The 23,198-nt window shown below is 44.8% G+C and carries 26 protein-coding genes; 19 read left to right on the top strand and 7 right to left on the bottom strand.

Annotated elements, in window-relative coordinates; all coding sequences use genetic code 11:
• Positions 1 to 26 precede the first annotated feature (26 nt).
• From LRM48_RS02700 to LRM48_RS02690, 3 genes are read left to right on the top strand one after another with little or no spacing between them, the layout of a single operon-like run.
• Positions 27 to 356 carry an HIT family protein gene (locus LRM48_RS02700; protein ID WP_243812302.1) on the top strand — a complete coding sequence of 110 codons (330 nt, stop codon included), beginning with the start codon at positions 27 to 29 and terminating at the stop codon, positions 354 to 356.
• A gap of 46 nt (positions 357 to 402) precedes the next feature.
• Positions 403 to 1,725 (top strand): FAD-dependent oxidoreductase, encoded by a 1,323-nt coding sequence (locus LRM48_RS02695; protein ID WP_243812303.1) that lies wholly within the window; start codon positions 403 to 405, stop codon positions 1,723 to 1,725.
• 10 nt (positions 1,726 to 1,735) lie between these two features.
• A complete protein-coding gene (locus LRM48_RS02690; RefSeq protein WP_243812304.1) occupies positions 1,736 to 2,197 on the top strand; it encodes an HIT family protein in 462 nt (153 codons plus the stop codon).
• Between the two features lie 5 nt (positions 2,198 to 2,202).
• Here the strand turns inward: LRM48_RS02690 and LRM48_RS02685 are convergent, their stop codons facing one another.
• Entirely contained in the window at positions 2,203 to 3,198 is a 996-nt protein-coding gene (locus LRM48_RS02685; RefSeq protein WP_243812305.1) for a serine aminopeptidase domain-containing protein, read from the bottom strand.
• A 55-nt stretch (positions 3,199 to 3,253) separates the two neighbouring features.
• Positions 3,254 to 3,820 (bottom strand): class IV adenylate cyclase, encoded by a 567-nt coding sequence (gene cyaB / locus LRM48_RS02680; RefSeq protein ID WP_243812306.1) that lies wholly within the window; start codon positions 3,818 to 3,820, stop codon positions 3,254 to 3,256.
• A gap of 31 nt (positions 3,821 to 3,851) precedes the next feature.
• On the opposite strand from cyaB, the gene LRM48_RS02675 reads away from it, so the two are divergent.
• Positions 3,852 to 4,247, top strand: coding sequence for an ASCH domain-containing protein (locus LRM48_RS02675; protein WP_426303671.1), 396 nt, complete (start codon positions 3,852 to 3,854; stop codon positions 4,245 to 4,247).
• Here LRM48_RS02675 and LRM48_RS02670 read toward each other — a convergent pair.
• A complete protein-coding gene (locus tag LRM48_RS02670) occupies positions 4,231 to 4,443 on the bottom strand; it encodes a hypothetical protein (protein WP_243812308.1) in 213 nt (70 codons plus the stop codon). The genes LRM48_RS02675 and LRM48_RS02670 overlap by 17 nt on opposite strands.
• 136 nt (positions 4,444 to 4,579) lie before the next feature.
• Positions 4,580 to 4,999, bottom strand: a complete 420-nt coding sequence (locus tag LRM48_RS02665; RefSeq protein ID WP_248286630.1) for an NUDIX domain-containing protein — start codon at positions 4,997 to 4,999, stop codon at positions 4,580 to 4,582.
• 216 nt (positions 5,000 to 5,215) lie between these two features.
• Between LRM48_RS02665 and pheT the strand changes: the two genes are divergently transcribed.
• The 4 genes from pheT to LRM48_RS02645 are packed head-to-tail and all read left to right on the top strand — an operon-like array spanning position 5,216 to position 9,924.
• A complete protein-coding gene (gene pheT, locus LRM48_RS02660; protein ID WP_243812310.1) occupies positions 5,216 to 7,729 on the top strand; it encodes a phenylalanine--tRNA ligase subunit beta in 2,514 nt (837 codons plus the stop codon).
• Between the two features lie 58 nt (positions 7,730 to 7,787).
• Complete coding sequence (locus LRM48_RS02655) at positions 7,788 to 8,465, top strand: FKBP-type peptidyl-prolyl cis-trans isomerase (RefSeq protein ID WP_243812311.1); 678 nt, start codon at positions 7,788 to 7,790, stop codon at positions 8,463 to 8,465.
• Positions 8,458 to 9,390: an NAD(P)/FAD-dependent oxidoreductase gene (locus tag LRM48_RS02650; protein ID WP_243812312.1), complete on the top strand. Its 933-nt coding sequence runs from the start codon at positions 8,458 to 8,460 to the stop codon at positions 9,388 to 9,390. The genes LRM48_RS02655 and LRM48_RS02650 overlap by 8 nt, the downstream gene beginning before the upstream one ends.
• 3 nt (positions 9,391 to 9,393) lie before the next feature.
• Positions 9,394 to 9,924 (top strand): inorganic diphosphatase, encoded by a 531-nt coding sequence (locus LRM48_RS02645; RefSeq protein WP_243812313.1) that lies wholly within the window; start codon positions 9,394 to 9,396, stop codon positions 9,922 to 9,924.
• 41 nt (positions 9,925 to 9,965) lie between these two features.
• On the opposite strand, the gene LRM48_RS02640 is transcribed toward LRM48_RS02645, so the two are convergent.
• Positions 9,966 to 11,483 (bottom strand): RelA/SpoT family protein, encoded by a 1,518-nt coding sequence (locus LRM48_RS02640; protein WP_243778065.1) that lies wholly within the window; start codon positions 11,481 to 11,483, stop codon positions 9,966 to 9,968.
• A 70-nt stretch (positions 11,484 to 11,553) separates the two neighbouring features.
• On the opposite strand from LRM48_RS02640, the gene gap reads away from it, so the two are divergent.
• A complete protein-coding gene (gene gap / locus LRM48_RS02635; RefSeq protein ID WP_243812314.1) occupies positions 11,554 to 12,576 on the top strand; it encodes a type I glyceraldehyde-3-phosphate dehydrogenase in 1,023 nt (340 codons plus the stop codon).
• A 112-nt stretch (positions 12,577 to 12,688) separates the two neighbouring features.
• Here the strand turns inward: gap and LRM48_RS02630 are convergent, their stop codons facing one another.
• Positions 12,689 to 13,030 (bottom strand): hypothetical protein, encoded by a 342-nt coding sequence (locus LRM48_RS02630; RefSeq protein ID WP_243812315.1) that lies wholly within the window; start codon positions 13,028 to 13,030, stop codon positions 12,689 to 12,691.
• 222 nt (positions 13,031 to 13,252) lie between these two features.
• Between LRM48_RS02630 and LRM48_RS02625 the strand changes: the two genes are divergently transcribed.
• The 7 genes from LRM48_RS02625 (at position 13,253) to LRM48_RS02595 (ending at position 18,973) form a co-directional block, all read left to right on the top strand.
• Positions 13,253 to 13,705, top strand: a complete 453-nt coding sequence (locus LRM48_RS02625) for an RpiB/LacA/LacB family sugar-phosphate isomerase (protein WP_243812316.1) — start codon at positions 13,253 to 13,255, stop codon at positions 13,703 to 13,705.
• Positions 13,702 to 14,352 (top strand): ribulose-phosphate 3-epimerase, encoded by a 651-nt coding sequence (locus LRM48_RS02620; RefSeq protein ID WP_243778069.1) that lies wholly within the window; start codon positions 13,702 to 13,704, stop codon positions 14,350 to 14,352. Before LRM48_RS02625 ends, LRM48_RS02620 begins: the two co-directional genes overlap by 4 nt.
• Complete coding sequence (locus LRM48_RS02615; RefSeq protein ID WP_243812317.1) at positions 14,352 to 15,188, top strand: transketolase; 837 nt, start codon at positions 14,352 to 14,354, stop codon at positions 15,186 to 15,188. The genes LRM48_RS02620 and LRM48_RS02615 overlap by 1 nt, the downstream gene beginning before the upstream one ends.
• On the top strand, positions 15,185 to 16,147 hold the full coding sequence (locus LRM48_RS02610; protein WP_243812318.1) for a transketolase family protein: 963 nt from the start codon (positions 15,185 to 15,187) through the stop codon (positions 16,145 to 16,147). The genes LRM48_RS02615 and LRM48_RS02610 overlap by 4 nt, the downstream gene beginning before the upstream one ends.
• Before the next feature lie 473 nt (positions 16,148 to 16,620).
• A complete protein-coding gene (locus LRM48_RS02605; protein ID WP_243812319.1) occupies positions 16,621 to 17,532 on the top strand; it encodes a class II fructose-bisphosphate aldolase in 912 nt (303 codons plus the stop codon).
• Complete coding sequence (locus tag LRM48_RS02600) at positions 17,532 to 18,494, top strand: carbohydrate kinase family protein (RefSeq protein ID WP_146424074.1); 963 nt, start codon at positions 17,532 to 17,534, stop codon at positions 18,492 to 18,494. Before LRM48_RS02605 ends, LRM48_RS02600 begins: the two co-directional genes overlap by 1 nt.
• The gene (locus tag LRM48_RS02595; RefSeq protein ID WP_243812320.1) at positions 18,494 to 18,973 is read left to right on the top strand and encodes a hypothetical protein; all 480 of its coding nucleotides are present in this window, start codon (positions 18,494 to 18,496) and stop codon (positions 18,971 to 18,973) included. Before LRM48_RS02600 ends, LRM48_RS02595 begins: the two co-directional genes overlap by 1 nt.
• Here the strand turns inward: LRM48_RS02595 and LRM48_RS02590 are convergent, their stop codons facing one another.
• Positions 18,974 to 19,642: a TIGR00730 family Rossman fold protein gene (locus tag LRM48_RS02590; RefSeq protein ID WP_243812321.1), complete on the bottom strand. Its 669-nt coding sequence runs from the start codon at positions 19,640 to 19,642 to the stop codon at positions 18,974 to 18,976. It lies immediately after the preceding gene.
• A 123-nt stretch (positions 19,643 to 19,765) separates the two neighbouring features.
• On the opposite strand from LRM48_RS02590, the gene LRM48_RS02585 reads away from it, so the two are divergent.
• The 3 genes from LRM48_RS02585 to LRM48_RS02575 are packed head-to-tail and all read left to right on the top strand — an operon-like array spanning position 19,766 to position 23,185.
• A complete protein-coding gene (locus tag LRM48_RS02585) occupies positions 19,766 to 20,365 on the top strand; it encodes a hypothetical protein (protein ID WP_243812322.1) in 600 nt (199 codons plus the stop codon).
• A gap of 27 nt (positions 20,366 to 20,392) precedes the next feature.
• Positions 20,393 to 22,363 (top strand): excinuclease ABC subunit UvrB, encoded by a 1,971-nt coding sequence (uvrB, locus tag LRM48_RS02580; RefSeq protein ID WP_243812323.1) that lies wholly within the window; start codon positions 20,393 to 20,395, stop codon positions 22,361 to 22,363.
• Between the two features lie 30 nt (positions 22,364 to 22,393).
• Positions 22,394 to 23,185, top strand: coding sequence for a hypothetical protein (locus LRM48_RS02575; protein ID WP_129743638.1), 792 nt, complete (start codon positions 22,394 to 22,396; stop codon positions 23,183 to 23,185).
• Positions 23,186 to 23,198: the final 13 nt, after the last annotated feature.

Here is a 23,198-nt window from a genome sequence, read left to right as displayed (position 1 = left end):
CTATAATTTTTTCAAAAGGAGTAATTATGAATCACACAATTTTTGACGACATCATATCTGGAAAAATGAAATCTTGGAAGATTTGGGAAGATGAGAAATTCCTAGCATTTTTAACACCGTTTCCGAATACGCCAGGTTTTACTGTGGTGATTCCGAAGTATAATCCGGGCGATTATGTATTTTCTTTGGACGATAATTTATATTCCGAAATGATGCTGGCAGTGAAAAAGGTTGCTGGTATTTTGAAAGCGGTAAGTTGGACTTTTTGGAGCAGTTTTAAGGAGCTATTACACACGATAATAGTAGTAGCTCAAAAACCTGTAATAAAAGAGGCAGTTCTGTGTGCCGATAGATAATTTGTTGCAGCGAGAGAGATCACTAAAAAAGATAGGAGGAGGTAAAATGGATACACAACAATTTGACGCACTCATCATTGGTTTTGGCAAAGCTGGCAAAACATTGGCGGTAGCGCTGGCAAATGCGAAAAAAAAGGTAGCGCTAGTGGAGCGGTCGCCAAAGATGTATGGTGGCACCTGTATTAATATTGCTTGTATTCCTACTAAGGTGCTAGTCAATGCAGCCGAACATCATCAAAGTTTTGATGAGGCGATGGCACATAAGACAACAGTGGTAGCGCGGTTGAATGAGAAGAACTATCATATGCTTGCGGATCGTGAAACAGTGAGCGTTATTGAGGGTGAGGCATCGTTCGTAGATGATCGTACTGTGAAGGTTGTGGCGGGTAGCGACGAGCTAGTAGTTAGTGCACCGCAGATTTTTATTAACACCGGTGCGGAATCAATCATCCCAGATATTCCAGGTGTTGATAAGCCGTTTGTGTATACCAGTACTGAATTGCTGGATAGAATGACGCAGCCAAAACAGCTAGCTATCATTGGTGGCGGTTATATTGGGTTAGAACTTGCCTCAACTTATGCCAAACTTGGTACAAAAGTAACAGTATTTGAGAGGGGCGATGCTCTGCTTGCACGTGAAGATCCAGCAATTGCTCGGGCTGCTACTGAAGCATTGCAGGCACAGGGTATTGAGATTGTGTTTAGTGTGGATGTGACAGCGATTGAGGGTGAGTCTACTGCGACGATTCGCACAGTAAATCATGATGATTACGCTGGTTATGATGCGGTTTTGATGGCTACGGGCCGTCGCCCGGCAACGATGAGCTTGAATTTACCAGCTGCTGGTGTAGCGACGGATGAGCGCGGGGCAATTGTGGTTGATGAGACACTTCGCACTAGTCGGTCGCATATTTGGGCAATGGGCGATGTAACGGGCGGGCCACAATTTACCTATGCGTCGCTGGACGATTTTCGGATTGTGAGAAGCCAGTTGCTGGGTGACGGTCTGTACACTCGCGCCAAACAAAAAACCTTGCCGTACGCGGTCTTTATGCAAACGCCGCTAGGTCGGGTGGGTATGACAGAGGCTGAGGCGCGTGCGACGGGGTGTGAAATTATCGTAAAAGAGCTGCCTGCTATGGCGATTCCACGCCTGCATGTTGATAATGCTACAACAGGATTGCTGCGTGCGGTGATTGATGCAAACACTGAACAAATTTTGGGTGCTAGTTTATTGTGTCGTAACTCACCAGAAGTCATTAATATTATCAAAACTGTAATGGATAATGGCCTGCCATATACCGTGCTGCGTGACCAAATATTCACTCATCCAACGGTGAGTGAGGCATTAAACGATTTATTTGCATAAAGGAGTAATTATGAATCACACAATTTTTGACGACATCATATCTGGAAAAATGAAATCTTGGAAGATTTGGGAAGATGAGAAATTCCTAGCATTTTTAACACCGTTTCCGAATACGCCAGGTTTTACTGTGGTGATTCCGAAGTATAATCCGGGCGATTATGTATTTTCTTTGGACGACAATTTATATTCCGAAATGATGCTGGCAGTGAAAAAGGTTGCTGGTATTTTGGAAAAAGCGTTTGACACTCCACGAGTAGCGCTGATTTTTGAAGGCACAGGTGTGGCGCATGTGCACGCCAAATTGATGCCGCTTCATGGCGATTTGGCAAGGGGAATTGGTTCGCCAGTGTCACACGAGCAGGCATTTTATGAGAAATATCCTGGCTGGCTAACCACGGCTGACGGTCCGAAAATGGACGACGCTCAATTGGATGAAATTCAGGCGCGAATTTTGGCCGTGCAAGGTAAATAGGATAGCTAGTTCGCCTCTAATTTTACGTCTTTTCCTTCATACATGTTCAGATAGAACGGATATAATTTGTCAGCGTGCTTTTTAACCTCGTCTTGGTTTAAGGCTACAATGTCATGACCGATGCCAAATGAGGCCGGAATTGAATAATATTGGAATTTGGCGCCAGAAGCTGCAGCCATTTGCTTAGGTATATTGACCGCGAGATTTTTATCAATTGCGGTGTCGTTTTCGCTTGTTACGACCCCGACATATTTTAACCCTGGAGCTTTTAGGTCGGATTTATAGTTCTTGGCGATTATTATATATTTTCCAAGAGCACGATATGACAAATTGCTACCTGTGAACGAATCTGGAAGAATGTTACGTCCGTAAAGATTTCGTAAAAGCGGAATTTTCCAGGAAGGAGTTTCCGACTTTGAAGGCTGATAAAAAGGTGATAGAAGTAGTGCTCGTGATATGGTTTGGCTGTTGTATTGCGTAATCCAAGTCGCCATATTTGCGCCGCCAGAAAGTCCGACAACTCCCGTTTCGTCGCCTAAACCACTAATTATGCTGGTGCTGGAGTTCATAAATTGCGCCATTGCTGGAATGGTGATTTCTCCGTGCCGTTTGTTATCTGTCAGGCCGTGGCTGGGGACGCGGGGAATATAGACGTTATAGCCGGCATTGAAAAAGGTGTCGCCTAGGTCTGCGAATTGCTGTGGGCATGCGCTTACGCCGTGAATCATCATGACGGCTTTGGCGGTTTTTTTGCCGTGGGTTTTAATAATCGATCTACATTCTGGTCTAACGTCGGTATTTGAAGTGTCTTCGCTAACAGTGCGATTTGCAGCGGCGATGGCGTCGTTATAGTTCAATTTCTCAGAGCTTGAAGATTGCAATTGCTTGGATATTGCTGGCCAAAAGAAAGCTGCGGCGTCCAATAAAGTAGTTATGACGACAATTGAGCAGACTACCCAAATAGTAATTTTTATGATGCGATTTTTCCGTGAAGTATTCATGGGTATATTATATTGGTTGTGAGTGGAGTTGTGAAGTTTTGTGGCGTCAGCGTTCTTAATAGCCCATACAAATGTCTCGATAAGGTCGCGTCACAATTTCCATTGAATCCAGACCGAGTTTGGTTTCAATTTCACTAATCATCATCAGCGCACTGGTTTCATCATCCGATAAAACCTCAACCTCCACGAAAGTCCCAGCATCTTTAATTTCATCAATGGCTACCGTTGCCTGCGGAAAATCAGAGGATTGAAACGAGCGACGGTATTTGTTGACCTCGACCAGCTGCACCATGCCGAGGTTTGCCAGTAGCTGCTTGGCGGTTGCCGTGTCTTCGGGCTGAATTGGCAGGTTTGTCTCGGGCTTGATGATTACATTATTTTCCGTATGCGTCGCAGTGGTCGTTGCTGGCTTATATGTTATCTCAGCAAAACTATCACGCTGGCGAATCCGCAAGCATTCAACCGTCTGCATAAAGTCGATATCAGGACGAGAATAATACGTATCAATTTCGCGAAGATTACTCTTTAGCTCAAAACCGATGTTTTGCAGCCGCCCGATTAGCTCTTCAATATTGCCCGTTAGCTGGCGTTTGCGTTCGATTTCTAGTAGCTTTTTGGTCATTTGATAGCCTTTCTTATGGAAGCGTAGATATTTGAATACTTATTTATATGATGGTTTAATTATAGCAAGAAAGGTAAATGATTTTATGACCACACACCAATTAAAATTGGCGACTGAGCCGTTTAACGCTATTATTTCTGGCGATAAGACTATCGAGTCGCGACTATATGACGCCAAACGACAGAAAATCCAGATCGGGGATCGGATTATTTTTACAAATAGAGATAATTCTGAGCAAACTGTTACCGCTGAGGTTGTTGGTTTGCTGAGATACGCGACATTTCGTGACTTATTTTCTCACAATAATCCGCGAAAGTTCGGCGGTGATAATGTCGAATGGTTAGAAAATCAAATTTCTGAATTTTATTCTATCGAAGACCAAAAGATTTATGGAGTGATTGGTATTGAGTTTAAGGTTTGTCAGTAAGCTTGCATATTGGCGGCGTTAATATTTCCTCTTCAGAATCTTTTCTTTCTGCTAGAAAATTAGTTAGGATTAATAATCCAGGATTATCGTCGTCTTTACTTGTTTTAGGATTGCATTCATGTTTGCGACGTTTATAGTTTTCGCTAGTGTCGTGATTCGCTGGTAAAGAATATGCTGAATGCAAGTTGTGAATCATGAGTTTATTATATCAGTATGGAAGTTAGACTATATCTTATAAGCTGGGTGGTGTGTTCGCACGAAGAGAAGCTTTATCTTAGTAAAAAAAGAGCGTGCGAAGTCTGCGTATAATATGGGGAAATATGTCGGACAGATCAAGTCTCGGATAAATGCTTTAAATAATCAATAACATCTATATAATAAGGATCTGCGTTCTCTGGAATATTAGCATCTAATAATTCCGATAACGTCATCCAGCGGTATTTTTTATGCTCCCAGCTCAATTTAATAGGAATGTCAGCCTCAGTCTTATCTATGACTATCTCAAAAAGTACATGTTTTGTGTTTTTATACTGCTTAACAAATAGCTTTTTTAAGTCATTTGGATATATACATATGCCAGTTTCTTCTTGTACTTCTCGCGCGGTCGCCGTCTCAGAAGTTTCTTCCGATTCTACTTCTCCTCCAGGAAGGTCAAGATGTCCAGGGAAATTAGGGTGCGTGTCTCCCCTATAAAGCAGTAGATATTTACCATTTCTATTCTTAATAAGCGCTTTTGACACTATTTTAACCATATTTCAATTGTAATGGAGAGGCAATATTTGATCAATGTGATGTACTGTGAATAGTGAAAAGTGATGAATTAAAATCTATATTTGAAGAATTTATGCAAGGTACTTGGTGCGTGATGTAGGTATGAGTTTGGCGAATGAGATTATGATTTTTGTCTTGGTTATTTGTAGTTTTCTAAGGTCGATTACTTGCTGGTAAGATGATATAATTATATTAGTATGAAAGTTAGCTTAAATCTTATAAAACAATTGATTAATTTTGAGTTGCCGCCAGTTGATGAGTTGGTGTCGCGTGTCAATCAGCAGCTTGGTGGTGTCGAGGAAGTGATTGACCTGAAAGCCAAATATGGTGGCGCGCGCATTGTGCGGGTTGTTGAGTGCGAAAAGCATCCGAATGCGGATCGTTTGAGCGTGACTAAAATTGACGATGGTGGCGTAGCGGACGTTCCAAGGGATGATAATGGTTACGTGCAAGTGGTTTGCGGTGCGCCGAATGTTCATGCTGATATGTGGACAATTTGGTTGCCGCCAAAAAGTACCGTCCCAGCAAGTTTTGATGACGCTGAGCCGTTCGTGCTGGATGCGCGACCGCTGCGTGGAATCTTAAGCCAGGGCATGCTGGCGGCGGCTGATGAGCTGGCGATTGGTACGGATCACGAGGGAATTATCGAGATCAATGAGCGTGATATTCCAGCGGGCGTTACGCTTCAGGCTGGTGCGAGCTTTGCGGAAGTGTTTGGGTTGGACGATTACGTGCTGGAAATTGAGAATAAGATGTTTACTCATAGGCCAGATTGTTTTGGGCAACTTGGCGTGGCGCGCGAAATTGCTGGTATTTTTCACCAACGATTTACTAGCCCTGATTGGTATAATGCTATTCAAGAATTCGCAGATAGCGATGGCTTAGAGCTTGAAGTGTTTAATGAAGCCAACGAGCTTGTGCCCGCATTTTCTGTGATTGCTATAAAAAATGTAGATATTCATCCAAGCCCGTTGTGGTTGCAATGTCAATTAGTCGCAATGGGCGGAAAGCCGATTAACAATATTGTCGACGCGACAAACTACGTGATGTTTATGACGGCACAGCCGACTCACGCTTATGATTATGACAAGTTGCGTGGGCATAAACTTGGCGTGCGAATGGCGCGCGGTGGTGAGAAAGTTGGTTTGCTTAACGGCAAGGAATATGAATTGACGGCTGACGATATTGTGATCGCTGACGGCGAAGGCGTGATTGGGCTAGCTGGAATTATGGGCGGCGTTGACACTGAGGTTTCAGCGGACACTAAGAATATCGTTTTGGAGTGCGCCAATTTTGATATGTACGCGCTACGTCGCACGGCTATGCGTCACGGAATTTTCACCGACGCCCTGACCAGGTTTAACAAGGGGCAGTCGCCAGCACAAATTGACCCTGTCTTAAAATGGTTAATTGGTATGGTTGGTGGTGAGCAAGCTAGTCCTATGCTATTTAAGAATCATTCTTCATTGCGACAAGTGTTGGCCGATGGCAAGCACTGGCACGGTGGATTGTTGATTCCTAAAAGGTTTGTCGAAGAACGTCTGGGTGTTGACTTTGCCGAGAATGAGATTGAGGCACTACTAAAGAATGTTGAATTTATCGTTGACGATGGTAATAAATATGGCGAAGCTGGCGTGATGGTTTATAGTCCATTTTGGCGAACAGATATTGAGCTTCCTGAGGATATTGTTGAGGAAGTTGGGCGATTATACGGCTTTGATAGATTGCCGCGTCATTTGCCAGAGCGAAGCATCAAGCCTGCGCTGAAGAATGAGCGTCGTGAATTGAAACAGAGAATTCGTCAAAGTTTGTTGCGAGCTGGAGCGAATGAAGTTTTGACGTATAGCTTTGTTCATGAGCGCGTTTTGAAAAATTCCGAGCAAGATCCGAGCCGTGCGTATCGCCTGAGCAATGCGCTTAGTCCAGACTTGCAATATTGCCGAATTAGCATTTTGCCGAGTTTGCTGGATAAAGTTCACGCCAATATAAAATCTGGACATGACGAATTTATGCTGTTTGAAATTGGCAAAATTCACGATAAGAAATTAGGATTTAACGATGAGAATTTGCCGATTGAAAAGACTTTCATTGACGGAGTTTATGCGAATAAAAAACCTCAAGTTGGCGCGCCGTTTTACAAGGTGAGGAAAATTACTGAAAGGCTGATGAAGGATTTGAGCGTTGAGGTTAATTTTGTGAAGATTGCGGAATCTGACAGCGATGTTCCAGCGCCGTTTGATGCGAAACGCAGTGCTTGGATTGTGTCGAAGAACGGCGACAATTTGGGGATTGTTGGCGAGCTTGTCCAGTCTGCCCGACGCAACTTCAAATTACCAGATTACACCGCGGCGTTTTCTATTGACATTGAAAAATTGCAGGAAAATCTGAGTAAAAATCAGGGCTATAATTACCAGCCGTTAAGTCGTTTTCCATCGACTACCAGAGATATTTCATTGAAAATGGATTCGAATGTTGATTATACGAAGGTGTATGCTTGCGCTGAAGAAGTTGCGAAAAAACACGGTGAGTTGCAAATTAGCATAACGCCGATTGCGATATATCAGCCAAAAAATGACGATTCGACAAAAACTGTAACTTTGAATGTAAAGTTTACGAGCGCCGAGCGAACGTTGGAAGATAAAGACATTGCGCCGATTATTGAGGAGATCGCCGCGATGGCTGCGGAAGAATTCGACGCCGCTCAGGTTTAACATGATTTGTTGCGCTTGATAAAAATTGCTATAATTGAAAGGTAAATAAAGGAGGAATATGGCAACTACAAAAGGCCAGAGAATAGGTATTTGGGTTATTGCCGGCATGATGTTTTTGGGGACCGTTGGCGGATTTGTCGCTATGATGGTAGCTCCTGGAAATGAGGCCAAGGACCAAGCCGCGCTTAAGAAAGCTCAGGATGAATACACCAAGGCTACTGACGAACGGAAAAAGAAAGTAGAGGCTCAGGCTAATGAATTGAGCCAAAAATATTACGGCAAGTTTTCTGAGTTTAGCTCGCGAGTTGGCGCGTTTGAAGCTGGTGACGTGAAAGAGCTTGTTAAGGAAGATTTGGTTGAGGGCGAAGGCGCCGAGGTTAAGGACGACACCAAATTGGCTGTTTATTACATTGGCTGGAACGCTAAGGGTGAGATTTTCGATCAATCAATCGCTGACGGCAAATTGAAAGCTCCGCTCAATATGGACGGTCCGGTGAATACTGCGGTCATTCAGGGTTGGAAAGAGGGCTTGATTGGTATGAAAATTGGCGGCGTGCGCGAATTAACAATTCCAGCCGACAAGGCTTACGGCAACAAAGCTCAGGGTGATAAAATTCCTGCAAATTCTCCACTTAAGTTCGTGGTGATGGCTATTGAAAAGCCAGCCGATATTCCAGAGCCAGAAATGCCAGAAGTGATGAAGCAATATTATCGATCGCGAGGTTTCAATGTCTAAAGATGTTGTTATTGTTGGCGCTGGTCCAAGCGCGTTAACGGCGGCAATTTACTTGTCGCGCGAAGATGTCGATACGACGCTATATGAGCGTGGCGTGGTCGGCGGAATGGCGGCGATTACTGATCAAATTGACAATTATCCTGGATTTGCCGAGGGCGTTACGGGAATGAAATTGGCATCTGAATTGCAGCAACAGGCGGAGCGATTTGGTGCGAAGATTGAGTATGGCGATGTGACGGAATTGAAGCAAGTTGATGGCGAGTTGGAGCTGACAATTGACGGTCAATCTGTTCGCGCGAAGTCAGTTTTGCTAGCGACTGGCTCAAATCACCGCAAATTAGGCGTTCCGGGCGAAGACGAATTATATGGTCGAGGCGTGCATTACTGTGCGACTTGCGACGGTGCGTTTTATCGTGATAAGAATCTAATCGTTGTCGGCGGCGGAAACTCAGCAGTGCAAGAGGCAATATTTTTGACGCGATACGCTAGTCATATTGATCTGCTAGTTCGCAGTAAATTGCGCGCCAGTGATATTTTGCAAAAAGATTTGCAGAAGTATGTCGATGATGGAAAAATTACCGTTCACATCGGCGCAACGACTGATGAAATTATTGTCAAAGATGATAAGTTTTACGGCGTTAAATCGACCCAAAACGGCGAGCAGAAAGAGTTTACTGCCGATGGGTTATTCGTATTTATCGGGCTAATTCCGAACACGCAATTCCTGATAAACTCGGACGTTGAGTTGGATTTGGGCGGACACATCATTACTGACGAACATTTGCACACTAATATTCCTGGCGTTTTTGCTTCTGGCGATGTACGCTCGGGGGCAACTATGCAAATCGCTTCGGCGGTTGGTGAAGGTGCGGTGGCAGCGCTGCAGATTCGTGAATATTTACAAGAAAAAGCCAGAGAGGAGTAAAAAATGGCAGATTTTAATCAAATTTTAACACCTGGTGATGTCGAAAATGGCATCGTAAATGTAGTTGTTGAGATTCCACAGGGATCAAGTCATAAAATCGAGTGGAACCGCGAGCTTGCAGTGATGCAGTTGGACCGTGTTGAGCCAGCTATTTTTGCAAAGCCAACAAACTACGGTTTCATTCCACAGACTTTGGATGAAGATGGCGACGAATTGGACGCGCTAATTATCGCTGACGAACCATTGACGACTGGTATTTTTATGGAAGCAAAAGTTATCGGCGTGTTGGAATTTGTTGACGATAATGAAGTTGACGACAAGGTTATCGTTGTGCCAGCCGACGACCGAAACACTGGCAACGCAATCAACTCACTAGAAGACCTACCTCCACAATTGTTGAAGCAAATTGAGCACCATTTCAATCACTACAAGGATTTGAAGAAGCCTGGTTCAACAGTGGTCAAGGGATTTGGCGACGTAGAAAGAGCAAAGCAAATTATCCGCGAATCAATTACTCGTTGGAACGAAAAATAATCACGTTTGATTATTGATTAAAACCGAGAGACTGGCGAGCGTTACTTGTGTCGGAAGAACGAGGAAACGCCGCCAGTTAATTGTTGTAAGATGCCGTTTGAGTGGGATAATTGTAAGCGCAATTTATCTTTGGCGTGTGGCGTAATTATGACGTCCCGCCAATCTGGTTTTGGACGAGCGGATTTGCTTGTTAAGACTTCAATTGTGTCGCCGTGCTGTAATTTGTAATTGAACGGCTTCATCACACCGTTGATCTTAAATCCGCTTGCGCGGGCTGCGATGTCGGAGTGAATTCGATAGGCATAATCCAAGGGAAATGCTCCGCGAGGCAAATCATAAATGTCGCCCTTTGGTGAGTACACGAAAATCCTGTCAGAAAACAGCTTCATTCGGAATTTGTTGGAGTCGAATCGCTTTCCTTCGCTAATTAAAGCGGCGGCTTCTTGAAGTTCGCGAATCCATGACAAATCGGCTGGCATAGTTCCGATTTTTCCTTTTTTATAGGCGTCGGTCAATTTTTGCTCATTATAATGGAAGCTGGCGGCCAAACCACGCTCAGCATATTCGTGCATTTCTTTGGTTCGGATCTGAAACTCGACGATTTGTCCGCTCGGAGTTTGCACGGTTGTGTGTAGGCTTTGATAGCCATTTGGCTTTGGATTGGCGACGTAATCTTTAATCCTCTCATACATCGGCTGATACATATCGTGTAAAATCCCCAGAACCAAATATCCAGTCGATAAATCATCGACAATTATTCTTAAGGCAATCAAATCATAAATCTTATCAATATCGCCAACTTTGTCCAATTTCTTAAACAAGCTATAAACGCTCTTAACACGCCCATCCATCTGGAAAACCAGCTTTTCTGCCTTCAGTCGCGCTTCAACTTCACGGCGAACGTGATCCAATTTTCGTTGCGATTTTTTCAGTCGACTGTCCATCAAATTTTTGGTTTCCTGAAAAGCTTTCGGCATCAAATATCTAAAGCTCAGCTCTTCCAATTGAACGCGAACTCGTCCCATATTTAAGCGGTCGGCCAGCGGCGCAAAAACCTCAATTGTCTCTCTGGCAATTTTTTTCTGCTTTTCTGGCGTCATAAATTGCAAGGTTCGCATATTATGTAGGCGGTCGGCTAGCTTGATAATTATCACGCGCACATCTTCGCCCACGGCAATCATTAACTTGGTCAAATTGTCCTTCGTGTGTGGCAAATAACTATCTAGGTTTCGCATTCCAGCGCGAGCTTGTGAAACTTTAGTTACGCCATCCACCAGAAACGCCACATCGCGCCCAAACAAACTCTCCAAATCGTCCAAAGTCGCGTCGGTATCTTCAACGGTGTCGTGCAGAACTCCCGCCACAACCGTATCGATGTCCATGCCCCATTCAATTAGAATTCCCGCCACCGCCAATGGGTGATTGATGTAGGGTTCGCCACTTTTGCGCTTTTGTCCAGCGTGCTTTTCCGTGGCGTAATCGATTGCGCTTGCTAAAACCAATACTGGTACTTCGTCGTATTTTTGCTCAGCGATTGACAATAACTCTTCGCGCGTCATGTTTATATTATACAACTTTGTAGTATAATTAAGAAAAGCTAAAGCGAAAATATCTAACAGGGAGGGCGATATGGCTGTAACAAGAATAGCAATTAACGGCTTCGGGCGAATCGGACGCAATGCGTTTAAGATTGCGAACGAGCGAAGCGACTTAGAGATTGTCGCGATCAATGATTTGACTGACACGAAAACTTTGGCGTATTTGTTGAAGCATGATAGCAATTACGGCGAGTATGGACGTCAAGTTAATTTTACGGAAAACGAGCTGATTATTGAGGGCAAGTCGGTTAAGGTGCTGGCTGAGAAAGATCCAGAAAATCTGCCGTGGCGAGATTTGGGAATTGATGTGGTGATTGAATCGACGGGATTTTTCACCGATAAAGACGGCGCGGGCAAGCACTTAACGGCTGGCGCAAAGCGTGTGGTTATCAGCGGTCCAACGAAGTCTGAGGGAGTCGATACGATTGTTTTGGGAACTAACGACGACAAGGTGAAAAATGCGACACCAATCGTATCTAATGCTAGCTGTACGACCAATTCTTTGGGTGCGGTTATGGAGATTTTGGACGCGGAATTTGGCGTTGAAAAGTCAATGTTGACGACGGTGCATAGCTATACGGCTAGCCAAAAGCTTCAGGATGCCCCATCCAAGGATCTTAGAGAAGGTCGCAACGCTGCCGAAAACATTGTTCCGACTACAACTGGCGCCGCAATTGCTGTAACTAAAACCTTGCCGCAGCTAACTGGAAAATTTGACGGACTTAGTGTGCGCGTACCGACTCCAGTGGTGTCGCTTAGCGACGTGACGGCGCTTCTGCGACGTGATGTGACTGTCGAGCAGGTAAATGACGCGTTCAAAAAAGCCGCCCAGAGTAATTTCTATCAAGGCATTTTGGGTGTTTCTGAGGAACCTTTGGTGAGCCGTGATTTTATCGGCAATTCATATTCGGGGATTGTCGATCTTCCGTTAACGAAGGTAGTTGGTGGTAATTTGATCAAGGTTATGGTCTGGTATGACAATGAATGGGGCTATTCTAACCGTTTGGTCGAGTTGGTAGCAGATGTGGCGTATTATCTGAAAAAGAGTGAATAAGGCCATCTTCCAAAAAGGAAATAACCCCGCACCGTGGTGGTGCGGGGACGCCGGGATTTTCGGCGGTTTTACAGAATATTTATCTTAGCGCGCCTTCTGCTGGCGCGGCGCCTCAATCTTCTCCGAAGCAGGACGAGAATCTCTCGTCCTGCTTCAAGATTTCAAGTGATGGGCTTCTGACGAACGAAGGTTCGTCAGAGATATCACTGCCCGGGACCTCCGCGTATATTGTGTCGGTTTGCCTGTCAATGACAAACCGAATCCTACAACTGCCGGCCGAGGCCATGATTACCCCTGCGGCTTCCCCCGAGTCATTGATGGGGACGGGGTCGGTGAACCCCGCCTTGACAAGGTCCTGAGTCCAGACGTCGCTGACGTCTGCACATCCGGTCAACCCGGTCAACCCGAACACGGCAAGCAGCAGAATAATGAGTGTACTACGAGCAGTAGACACGATTTCTCCTTTCAGAGAAATTTTGAGGTGCGGCCTTTCAGAACCGCGACCTCAACCGGGGTGAACTCCCCGGTTAGTTGCTTTTCACGGTTTGAAAAGCTGATATATATATCATACCAGCCGCGAAATGTCAATACTTTTTGTCAAATAGCTATACCCTACCTCTGATAAAATACCTAACTTTTCCTTGCAAAAATCACCGAAAACGCTTATACTAAAATTATGAAAATCTACCTCGGATCTGATCATCGCGGCTTTATGTTGAAAGAAAAAGTTTTTGCCTATTTGGTTAAGAATGGCTATGACGTTCAAGACGTAGGCGGTGTAGAATTAAATCCTAATGACGATTTTCCGCAATTCGCGCAGGCGGCGGCGTTGAAGGTTATTGGTGATGATAGCAAAGATCCGCGTGCGATATTAATTTGCGGCGGCGGTCAAGGAATGTGTATGGCGGCGAACCGATTCAAGGGAATCCGTGCCAGTGTGATTTGGGATGCGTTTGAGGCAAAGATGACGCGCCAAGATAACGACTCAAATGTTCTATGTTTGCCAGCGCGAGTTTTGGAAGATAACGAATCGGCGTGGAAGGGAATTGTGGAAACGTGGCTAAACACTCCTTATGCGAATGCTCCGCGATTTAATAGGCGTAATGCGCAATTGGATGAATTGTCATGAGTAATTCTGTAATCGCACCAGCAATTTTGGCAGAAAATGCCGAACAATACAAAGAGCAAGTTAATAAAATAACCGGGCTTGTTGAGCGTGTGCATATTGACATTTCTGATGGTGAATTTGCTCCGACATTGACAGTTGGAATTCCAGAATTATGGGCGCCAGAGGGTTGGATGATTGATATCCATGCGATGGTTAATGATGTCGCTGAGTATGTTCCGAAGTTGATTGCCTTAAGGCCACATATGATTATTATTCACGCGGAGGCTACTGGTGACGTAAAAACCGCGCTCATGCAGATTCGCCAAGCTGGAATTATGGCGGGATTAGCGCTACTAAAGCCGACGGTTCCGCGAACCGTTGAGGAATTGATAAAAATAGCAGATCATGTGATGATTTTTAGCGGTGAGTTGGGGCGATTTGGTGGAACTGCTAGTTTGATGCAGCTGGAAAAAATACGACTCATCAAAGCTATTAATCCCAATGTGGAGATCGGATGGGACGGCGGAGTGGCGGTAGATAATGCGTATAGTCTAGTTCAGGGTGGCGTTAACGTTTTGAACGTTGGCGGCGTTATTCAGAAATCGTCAGATCCGCGCACTATTTTCTCCAGATTGCAGCAGGAGATTAATAAAACGAGCGTGCTTTAATGGATGTCGGCCAGATAGCGAAATTGAAGAAAATATCGCAACAATTGCGAAGGTCTGTTATTCGCGAATTATTGGCGGCTGGCTCGGGTCATTCTGCTGGGTGTTTGGGTTTTGCTGATGTTATGGCGGTTTTGTATTTTCACGCCATGCGACTAGATCCTGAGAATCCTAATTGGAAAGATCGGGATATTTTCGTAATGAGTAATGGTCATTATGCGCCACTTTTATATGCGACGCTGGCGGAGCGGGGATTTTTCGATAAAAAAGAGTTGGCTAATCTGCGAAAATTTGGCTCCAAGCTGCAAGGCCATCCAGAACGCGGCAGTCTGGCGGGAATTGAAACGACTAGCGGTCCTCTGGGTTGTGGTTTGAGCCAAGCGGCCGGCATGGCGTATTCATTGCAATATTTGGGTGGCAATTCTGAGCGATTCGTTTACTGCAGTTTGGGTGATGGCGAGCTTGACGAAGGGAATATTTGGGAAGCGGTGATGTTTGCGAAAAAATATAATCTGTCGAATTTGATTGCGATTGTTGATAGAAATAATATTCAGATTGGTGGCGATACGGAAAAGGTGATGCCGTTAGGTGATTTGGCGGACAAATGGCGAAGTTTTGGCTGGGATGCGCAAGAAATTGACGGGCATGATCATTTGGCGATAATTCAGGCGATTGATAAGGCAAAGAATTCTCGGCAGCCGAGTGTGATAATTGCCTATACAGTTCCTGGTCGTGGCGTTGATTTTATGGAATATGATTACCATTGGCATGGAAAATCTCCTAATGCCGAGGAAGCGGAGCGGGCGCTTGCTCAATTGAGTGAAGGAGGCGGCGAATGAGTTTCTTAATGGAAAATTGGCAGAATTTGGAACTTGCGGCAATTCGGATGGGTTTTGGCGAAGGCTTGGTGGATATTGCGAAGAAAAATAATTTGGTGGTGGCGCTGAGCGCGGATTTAATGGAGAGTGTTGGCTTTGGTAAGTTTTATGAGGAAATCGGGAAGCCGCGGGCAATTGAAGTTGGCGTGGCGGAGCAGAATTTGGTTACCGTGGCGTCTGGACTGGCGGCTATGGGAAATATTCCGTTTGCGGCCAGTTATGCGGCGTTTAGTCCGGGTCGCAATTGGGAGCAGATTCGAACGACTATTTGCCTGAACAATCAGCCAGTCAAGCTGGTGGGTTCTCATGCGGGGTTAAATGTCGGTCCAGATGGTGCGACACATCAAATGCTGGAAGATATTGTGCTGATGCGAAGTTTGCCTAATATGGTGGTTTTGGCGCCCGGCGACGCTAATGAGGCCAAGCTGATCGCGGCGGCAATGGCTGGAGATAAACGCCCGAATTACGTAAGATTGCCAAGAGAAAAAACACCGCTATTCCTGAATCAATCTACTTTTGAGATTGGAAAAAGTTATACGTTGAGGCGCGGTAAAGATGTTGCCTTGTTTGGAACTGGCGTGATGACTTATCAATTATTGTTGGCAGCGGAAAAGCTTGCGAATGAATATGACATCCAGGCAGAAGTGATTCATTTTCCGACGATTAAGCCGCTGGACGAAGAGGCCGTACTTAACGCAGCTCAAAAATGCCAGTCTGTCATTACGGCGGAAGAAGGGCAGATTGCTGGTGGATTTGGCTCAAGCGTGACAGAAGTTCTTAGCGAGAATTTGCCTGTAAAGATGAAGCGAATCGGCGTTAATGATGTATTCGGCGAGTCTGGTAAAATGTCTGAATTATGGAAAAAGCACGGTTTGGATGTCGATTCAATTGTTCGTAGTGTTGTCAATTTTCTCCAGTAAAAAGCCCGCCAGGAGCTACTGCCAAGATCTGATTAAAGACCTCAAAGCAAGTAGTCCTCCTGACGGGTATGTGTCACCTACGGTCGCAATCGCACTTATTACGATCGTATTTGTGGCGACTATGGTTCCTCTTACATACGAGTATGGAGAGCAAAATACTCCCCACCCCGAATGTTAAGGACTCGAGTGGCCCATAGGCCATGAGGAGGTAGATGGTTATCATCCACCATACTGCACAGAGCAGTGCGACAATGAACAAAACAGTCTTACCCATGAAGACTACCGTTTTGACTACATGGTTCATTCCTTTTTCCTCTCTGTGAAGGTGCTCAAAGCTAAAGGGCTCTTTTGCCCTTAGGGGTAAGCCTTGAGCAAAAGCCATTTTATATTACCACCAAAACAACATGATGTCAATTCTCTTGGCATAGCGGGCGGTAATTGATATAATTACCATAAGTATTTTAGGGGGCAGTATGGGATTATCGATTTCAGAGATTCGGAAAAACACGACGCGGGCGCGTCATTTAATGCAGCGAACACGAGCGCAACGCTTTGCGGTTGGGGCGTTTAATATTGACAATCAAGAGACGCTGATTGCGGTGGCGCGGGCGGCACAAAAGCTTCAATCACCAGTGTTGGTTGAGGTTTCTGACGCCGAAGTGAAGGCTATGGGTCTAGAGAACGTTCGCGATTTGGTGGACAATTATAAGGCTGAGTACGGAATTGAAATGTACTTGAATTTGGACCACGGACCGACGGTTGAGGGTTGTAAGCGAGCGATTGACGCTGGATATGAGTTTATCCATATAGACATTTCTCAGGCAAATCATGACGCTTCTGATGAGGAAATTATTGCGAAAACTCGTGAAGTTGTTGAATATGCCAAGTTTACTGGTGCGCTAGTGGAGTCTGAGCCGCATTATTTTGGCGGAAGTTCAAATGTTCATACGGAAGATATAAATTATGAGGAGATAAAAAAGACCTTCTCTACGCCAGAAGGTGCGCGTGCGTTTGTTGAGGCGACTGGAATTGATACTTTTGCGGCGGCGATTGGCAATTTGCATGGCAAATATCCAGTTCCGAAAGTGTTGGATTTGGATTTGTTGGCTGACATTCGCGAGGCGATTCATTGTCAGATTTCGTTGCACGGTGGGTCTGGCACGCCACTGCATTATTTTGAGGATGCTGCGAAAATTGGCGTTTCTAAAATCAATATCAATTCTGATATGCGTTACGCCTTCCGAACAACCCTGGAGAAAACCTTGCGAGAAAATCCAAATGAGTACGCTATTGTTAAATTAATGCCGCCAGTTTATGCCGCTGTACAGGAAGTGGTGGAATCAAAGATTAAGGCGTTTAATTCCGCGCGAAAGGCAGTGGTTTAATGGCGAAAATCATTACGGTTGGCGCGGCGATTCAAGACGTATTTTTAAGCCAATCAGACGCACTGACGCCAGTTTGTGAAAGTCCAGAACACTGTTTTGCGCGGTTGGATTTGGGGGCAAAGGCTGACGTAAACCAGATTCATTTCTCGACTGGCGGTGGCGCCACAAACGCCGCGGTAACGTTTTCCAGGCAAGGGCATTATGCTAGTTTTATGGGCGCAATTGGTCATGATCCAGCAGGGCAAGCGGTAATTGCGGATTTGGACAAGGAGAATATTGACACGCATTTGGTGCGATATTCGCCAAAATACAGTACGGGATATTCGGTGTTATTATTGGCTTCAAATGGCGAGCGAACAATTTTAACATACCGCGGTGCTTCGACGCATTATCATGAGGCGGATTTTGATTTGTCCGAAGAGGACGCGGATTGGCTATACGTTTCAACTTTGGCGGGAAATATGCCGATGCTTCATAAATTATTCCAGCAAGCCAAACGTCGCGATATGAAAATCTGTTTTAATCCCGGGAAGAAAGAATTGGCGCAAAAGGATAAATTGCTGGGATTATTGTCCGATGTCGATGTTTTAACTTTGAATAAAGAAGAAATGCAGCAATTGGTATCTGGCGAGGATTTGGAAGCCCTGGTTAGAAGAGGTTTGAGATTAGTTCCGGTCGTCTTGGTGACGGACGGCGTAAACGGCTCAATCGCAAGCGACGGAAAAACTATCGTGCGAGCGCTGATGTACGACGATAGACCGTCAATTGACAGAACTGGCGCTGGAGATGCGTTTGCGTCGGGATTTTTGAGCGAATGGGCGCGAAGTGGCAACTTGAAAAACTCTGTAATTATGGGCAGCGCGAATGCTAGTTCGGTGGTTATGAAAATCGGAGCAAAGGCTGGAATTTTATATGCTGGCACAGTGCTTCATGCTATGCCAATTCAAGAAAGGGAATTATAATGGCGCAAAATTTGGGGAAATTGTTGGGCGGTGACGTGAAAAAGCGTCGAGCATTAACCGAGCTCAGGCAGATGACTAGGGACGATAGTGATGTGCGATTGATTGCGGAAATATTGGCTAGAGCGCATTCGATTATTCGCTCTCTAGGTTTGGATCCGTCAAACGCTACGGCAGAAGAAATTTATCAATCACTAATGGCTATCGCGCCGAAAGTGGACAAGTGGGCGCCGTTTAAGGCTTCTGAGTGGGTGCTTTTGGATGTTGATGGACAAGTGATTTCGTTTAATCCGATTGACATTATAAATAATTATCACTGCCAGTTGCCTCTGGGAAAGCAGCAAACAACGTATGGCAAGCGAGGTCTGGGATTTGAGATTACGCGCCGATATAAAAACCACCCGCGTACATATAATCCAGCTGTGGAGCGAGTGGTTTGTCAGGGTGGAATTTGTTGGATTGAGCCGAAAACTAAGAAATAATTATCGGTCGCAACAAGTTCGCTGATTTTTAATTAAATTAACCACCTCTGGAATATCTTCGGTGATTGTGTAGATTTTTTCATCGCCGTCAGAAATCAGCTTATTTGGAAGCATATTTTCGCGCACAAAATCATCCCATTTGCCCCAGAATTTTTTATCAAACAGAACAATCGGCACGGGCGCCATTTTCTTAGTTTGTGTCAATGTGATAATCTCACAAATTTCATCCATTGTACCGAATCCGCCAGGGAAACAAACGTACGCGTCAGCCAGAAGCGTCATAACGATTTTTCGTGGCGCGAAGTGAGTGAATGCGAACGAATCTGTCGTGTAGTTGTTTAAGGATTGCTCGTGTGGCAAGCGAATATTGAATCCGACTGATTTTCCGCCAGCTTCCATAGCGCCGCGGTTTGCCGCTTCCATGATTCCGCCACCGCCGCCGGTGATAATTGTGTAGCCTTCTTTAGCTAATTGAAACGCTAAATCTTTGGCTTTTTGATAATATTCGTTATCTTCAGTTATCCTGGCTGATCCAAAAAAAGTCACAGTTTTATGATATTTTTGGAGAATTTCATAGCCGGCATGAATTTCGTCATCGACTTTTCCTAATCTGAACATCGCAGCCTGAAGTTGCAATTCGCGCGGAATACAAACATTTTTCGGTGTCATCGTTATCCTTTTTATTTTATGATTTTAACTTTATTACTATATCATAAAATGCCTATGGTTACAATACGTTGACGGCAAATAATCCATCATATACAATCAAAACACAATCTAAATGGAGGTTTTATGGAAAATAAATCAACGGCTAATAAATGGCTGATCGCGGCGGTGATTGTTATGGGTATAATCATTGTCGCTATGGCGACATGGATAATTGCTGGTGCTATGCATAAAGATAAGGATTCTAGCGCTTCAGTAAAAACCAGCCAGACAAAGAAGGACTCATCTGATTCACTGGAAAAAACTCGCGGTGAAGGCGAGGAGCCGTCAAATGAGGCAAAGAAAGAATATAAAGATTTCCGAACCAAAGGCGACGGTACGGGTATTCGTTTAACTTCAGCAAGTGATGTTGATAAATTGGATATTGACAGTTCTTTGAAGAAGTTCTTAAAGTCTAAGGTCGGTCAGCCAATTCCAGAGCGTGAAGGTTCTGTGTATGAGCCAATCATCGACCGTGCATACGGAAAATATGCGGCAGTATATGGCTTGACGAACGCTTATACTATTATCGGACCAAAGAACGGCACTGGTGAAATTGCAATTGTTGCAGGCACGCAGCAAGGCGGCATGTCATGCTCAGACTTGAAGTCGGCGTCGGTTCCGAGTCGCTTGGTTGACGGCAAATGTGAAGTTTCTGGCTCATCTCAAACTTATAACCAAGACTAGTTTTCACAAATATAGTAAAATAGAGAGGTGAATAAATTTCGCCTCTCTTCTTTATATCAGCCCACGGGCGATCAGCCGCGAGCAATTGCTCAGTTGGTCGATGGTTTGGAAAAAGGTCAGCGCGAGCAAACTTTACTGGGTGTGACTGGTTCAGGTAAGACGTTTACGATGGCGAATATTATCGCTAAGCGCAATGTGCCGACGCTGGTTTTGGCTCACAATAAGACTTTGGCGGCGCAACTTTTTTCTGAGTTTAAGGAATTTTTTCCGGACAATGAAGTCCACTATTTTGTTAGCTATTTTGATTACTACCAGCCAGAAGCGTATATCGCTTCAAGCGACACCTACATTGAAAAAGATTCGAAAATCAATGATGAGATTGATCGACTTAGGCACGCGGCAACTTCTGCGTTATTGACGCGTCGCGACGTGATTATCGTAGCGAGTGTGAGCTGTATTTATGGCATTGGTTCGCCAGAAACTTACGCTGATATGGCTATTAAATTGACCGTTGGCGAGCGCCGAGTTCAGGATAAATTTATCCGATTGTTAACCGACATTCAGTATAAGCGCAATGACGTCGATTTTGCGCGCGGAACTTTTCGGGTGCGCGGCGATGTTGTGGATATTTTTCCGGCAGGTCAAGACACTGCGGTTCGCGTGGAATTCTTTGGCGATGAAATTGAGCGGCTGACGAAGATTGATCCTTTGACTGGCGAGATTTTGGATCGGCCAGATCAATTGACAATTTTCCCATCCAGCCACTATTCGACACCGCGTGAGCGAATTGAAAAAGCGATTGTTGGGATTGAAAATGAGTTTAATCAACGACTGAAATGGTTTGAGGATAACGGCAAGTTTTTAGAGGCGCAAAGGCTAAGTCAGCGCACCAAATATGATTTGGAAATGCTGAAGGAAACTGGTTTTGTGAAGGGGATCGAGAATTATTCGCGCTATTTGACCGACCGAGAACCTGGCGAGCAGCCGGCAACTTTGATTGATTATTTTCCGGACGATTGGCTGCTTTTGGTTGACGAATCGCACATGACATTGCCGCAAGTTCGGGGAATGTACAACGGTGATCGCGCCCGTAAGGAAGTTTTGGTTGAGCATGGTTTTCGTCTTCCGAGCGCATTGGACAATCGCCCGCTTCGATTTGATGAGTTCAATCAGCACATTCATCAGGCAATTTATGTTTCCGCCACGCCGGGAGATTATGAGCTTTCTCATTCGCCAAAGCCAGCTGAGCAGCTGATTAGACCGACTGGACTGCTTGATCCGCCGATTGAAGTTCGACCAACTGATGGGCAGGTTGATGATTTGATGGAGGAAATTCGCCAGACGATTGCGAAAGGTCATCGCGTGTTGGTGACGACACTAACTAAGCGAATGGCGGAGGACTTGAGCGCTTATTTGACGGAAAACGGCGTGAAGACGGCGTATTTGCATAGCGAAATTGATACGCTGGAGCGTGGTGATATTCTGAAAGATTTGCGGCTTGGAACGTATGATGTACTGGTTGGAATTAATCTATTGCGCGAAGGTCTGGATCTTCCAGAAGTCAGTTTGGTGGCAATTATGGACGCCGACAAGGAAGGTTTCTTGCGTAGTGAGCAGGCTTTGATTCAGACGATTGGGCGAGCGGCGCGGCACGTTGATGGGCGAGTTATCATGTACGGCGACAATGTTACGGATAGTATGCGTCGAGCAATTGATGAAACAAATCGACGTCGGGCAATTCAGCAGAAATATAACGAAGAGCATAATATTACGCCACAAACTATTCAGAAGAAAATTGACGATGGTTTGCGCTCGATTATTCCGCAAAAAGAATCTGATAAAAAGCCAAAGCTTAACCTGAAGAAAATTCCAAAAGACGAATATCCGGCTTTGATTAAAGATCTGACGGCGCAAATGGAATTGCATAGCGCTAATTTGGAATTTGAAAAAGCGGCAGAACTGCGTGATTTAATTGCAGAAATTCGCCATACGATGTAGAATAAAAATATTATTAGATTAGGAGGGATTATGGCAACAAAAGAACAACCACAGCCAACAAACGTCGCGCAACCAGAAATGCCGATGCAACCAAATGCTTACCAAGCATATCCACAATACGCATATGAAGATCCAAATAAGGGCAAGGCAAAGATGTTAACTTTGGAATACGCTTTGGCAATGGGCTCAGCGATTATTTCAATCATGTTGCTGATTGACATCATAACTAAGGTGTTTGGTTTGTGGACGAATTCAACATCAATGTTATTGAGAAGCGTTGGCGGATTTTTTGCCCCATCAATGGTAACTCAGGGAACGGGAATTGTTGCAGCGTCAGTATTTGCTGTACTTTTGGCTGTATTGTCGCTAGTCCTATTTTCACGCGTATCAAAAGCCGTTCCGGAGCGTGAAGGCTACACAAAGCGAACAGCTTACAAATTGGTAACTTACGGCGGTTTGGCTGTTTTGATCATTCCAGCTGTCGACTTGGTTGCTCGATTGGTAAGTATTTTGATCAACTCATTACTATTTATCGGCGTTGGTGACGGCGGCGAATTCTATAAGAGTTTGTACTTGGGTGAATTCTTGCCATACGCATTAGCTCTTGCAATTGTTGCTACTAGCGCTTACTTCATTTGCCAAATTGTCAAGGGACGCAACATGTCAAAGGCTTTGTCTTTGATGTTGATTGTGGCTTCTTCTGTCGTACTATTGACTGGCGCTATCACAATTGCCGTTAAAGCGCACGACACGGGCAGCTCAGCAAAAACTATTCCATCAGACTACAGTCGCTACAAGAACTACCAAGATTACTCAATGTAATAAAACTTGGAAA

This window comes from Candidatus Nanosynbacter sp. TM7-008, assembly GCF_022828245.2.
In the GTDB taxonomy this organism is placed as follows: Bacteria; Patescibacteriota; Saccharimonadia; order Saccharimonadales; family Saccharimonadaceae; genus Nanosynbacter.
This window is presented reverse-complemented; position numbering and strand designations above follow the sequence as displayed.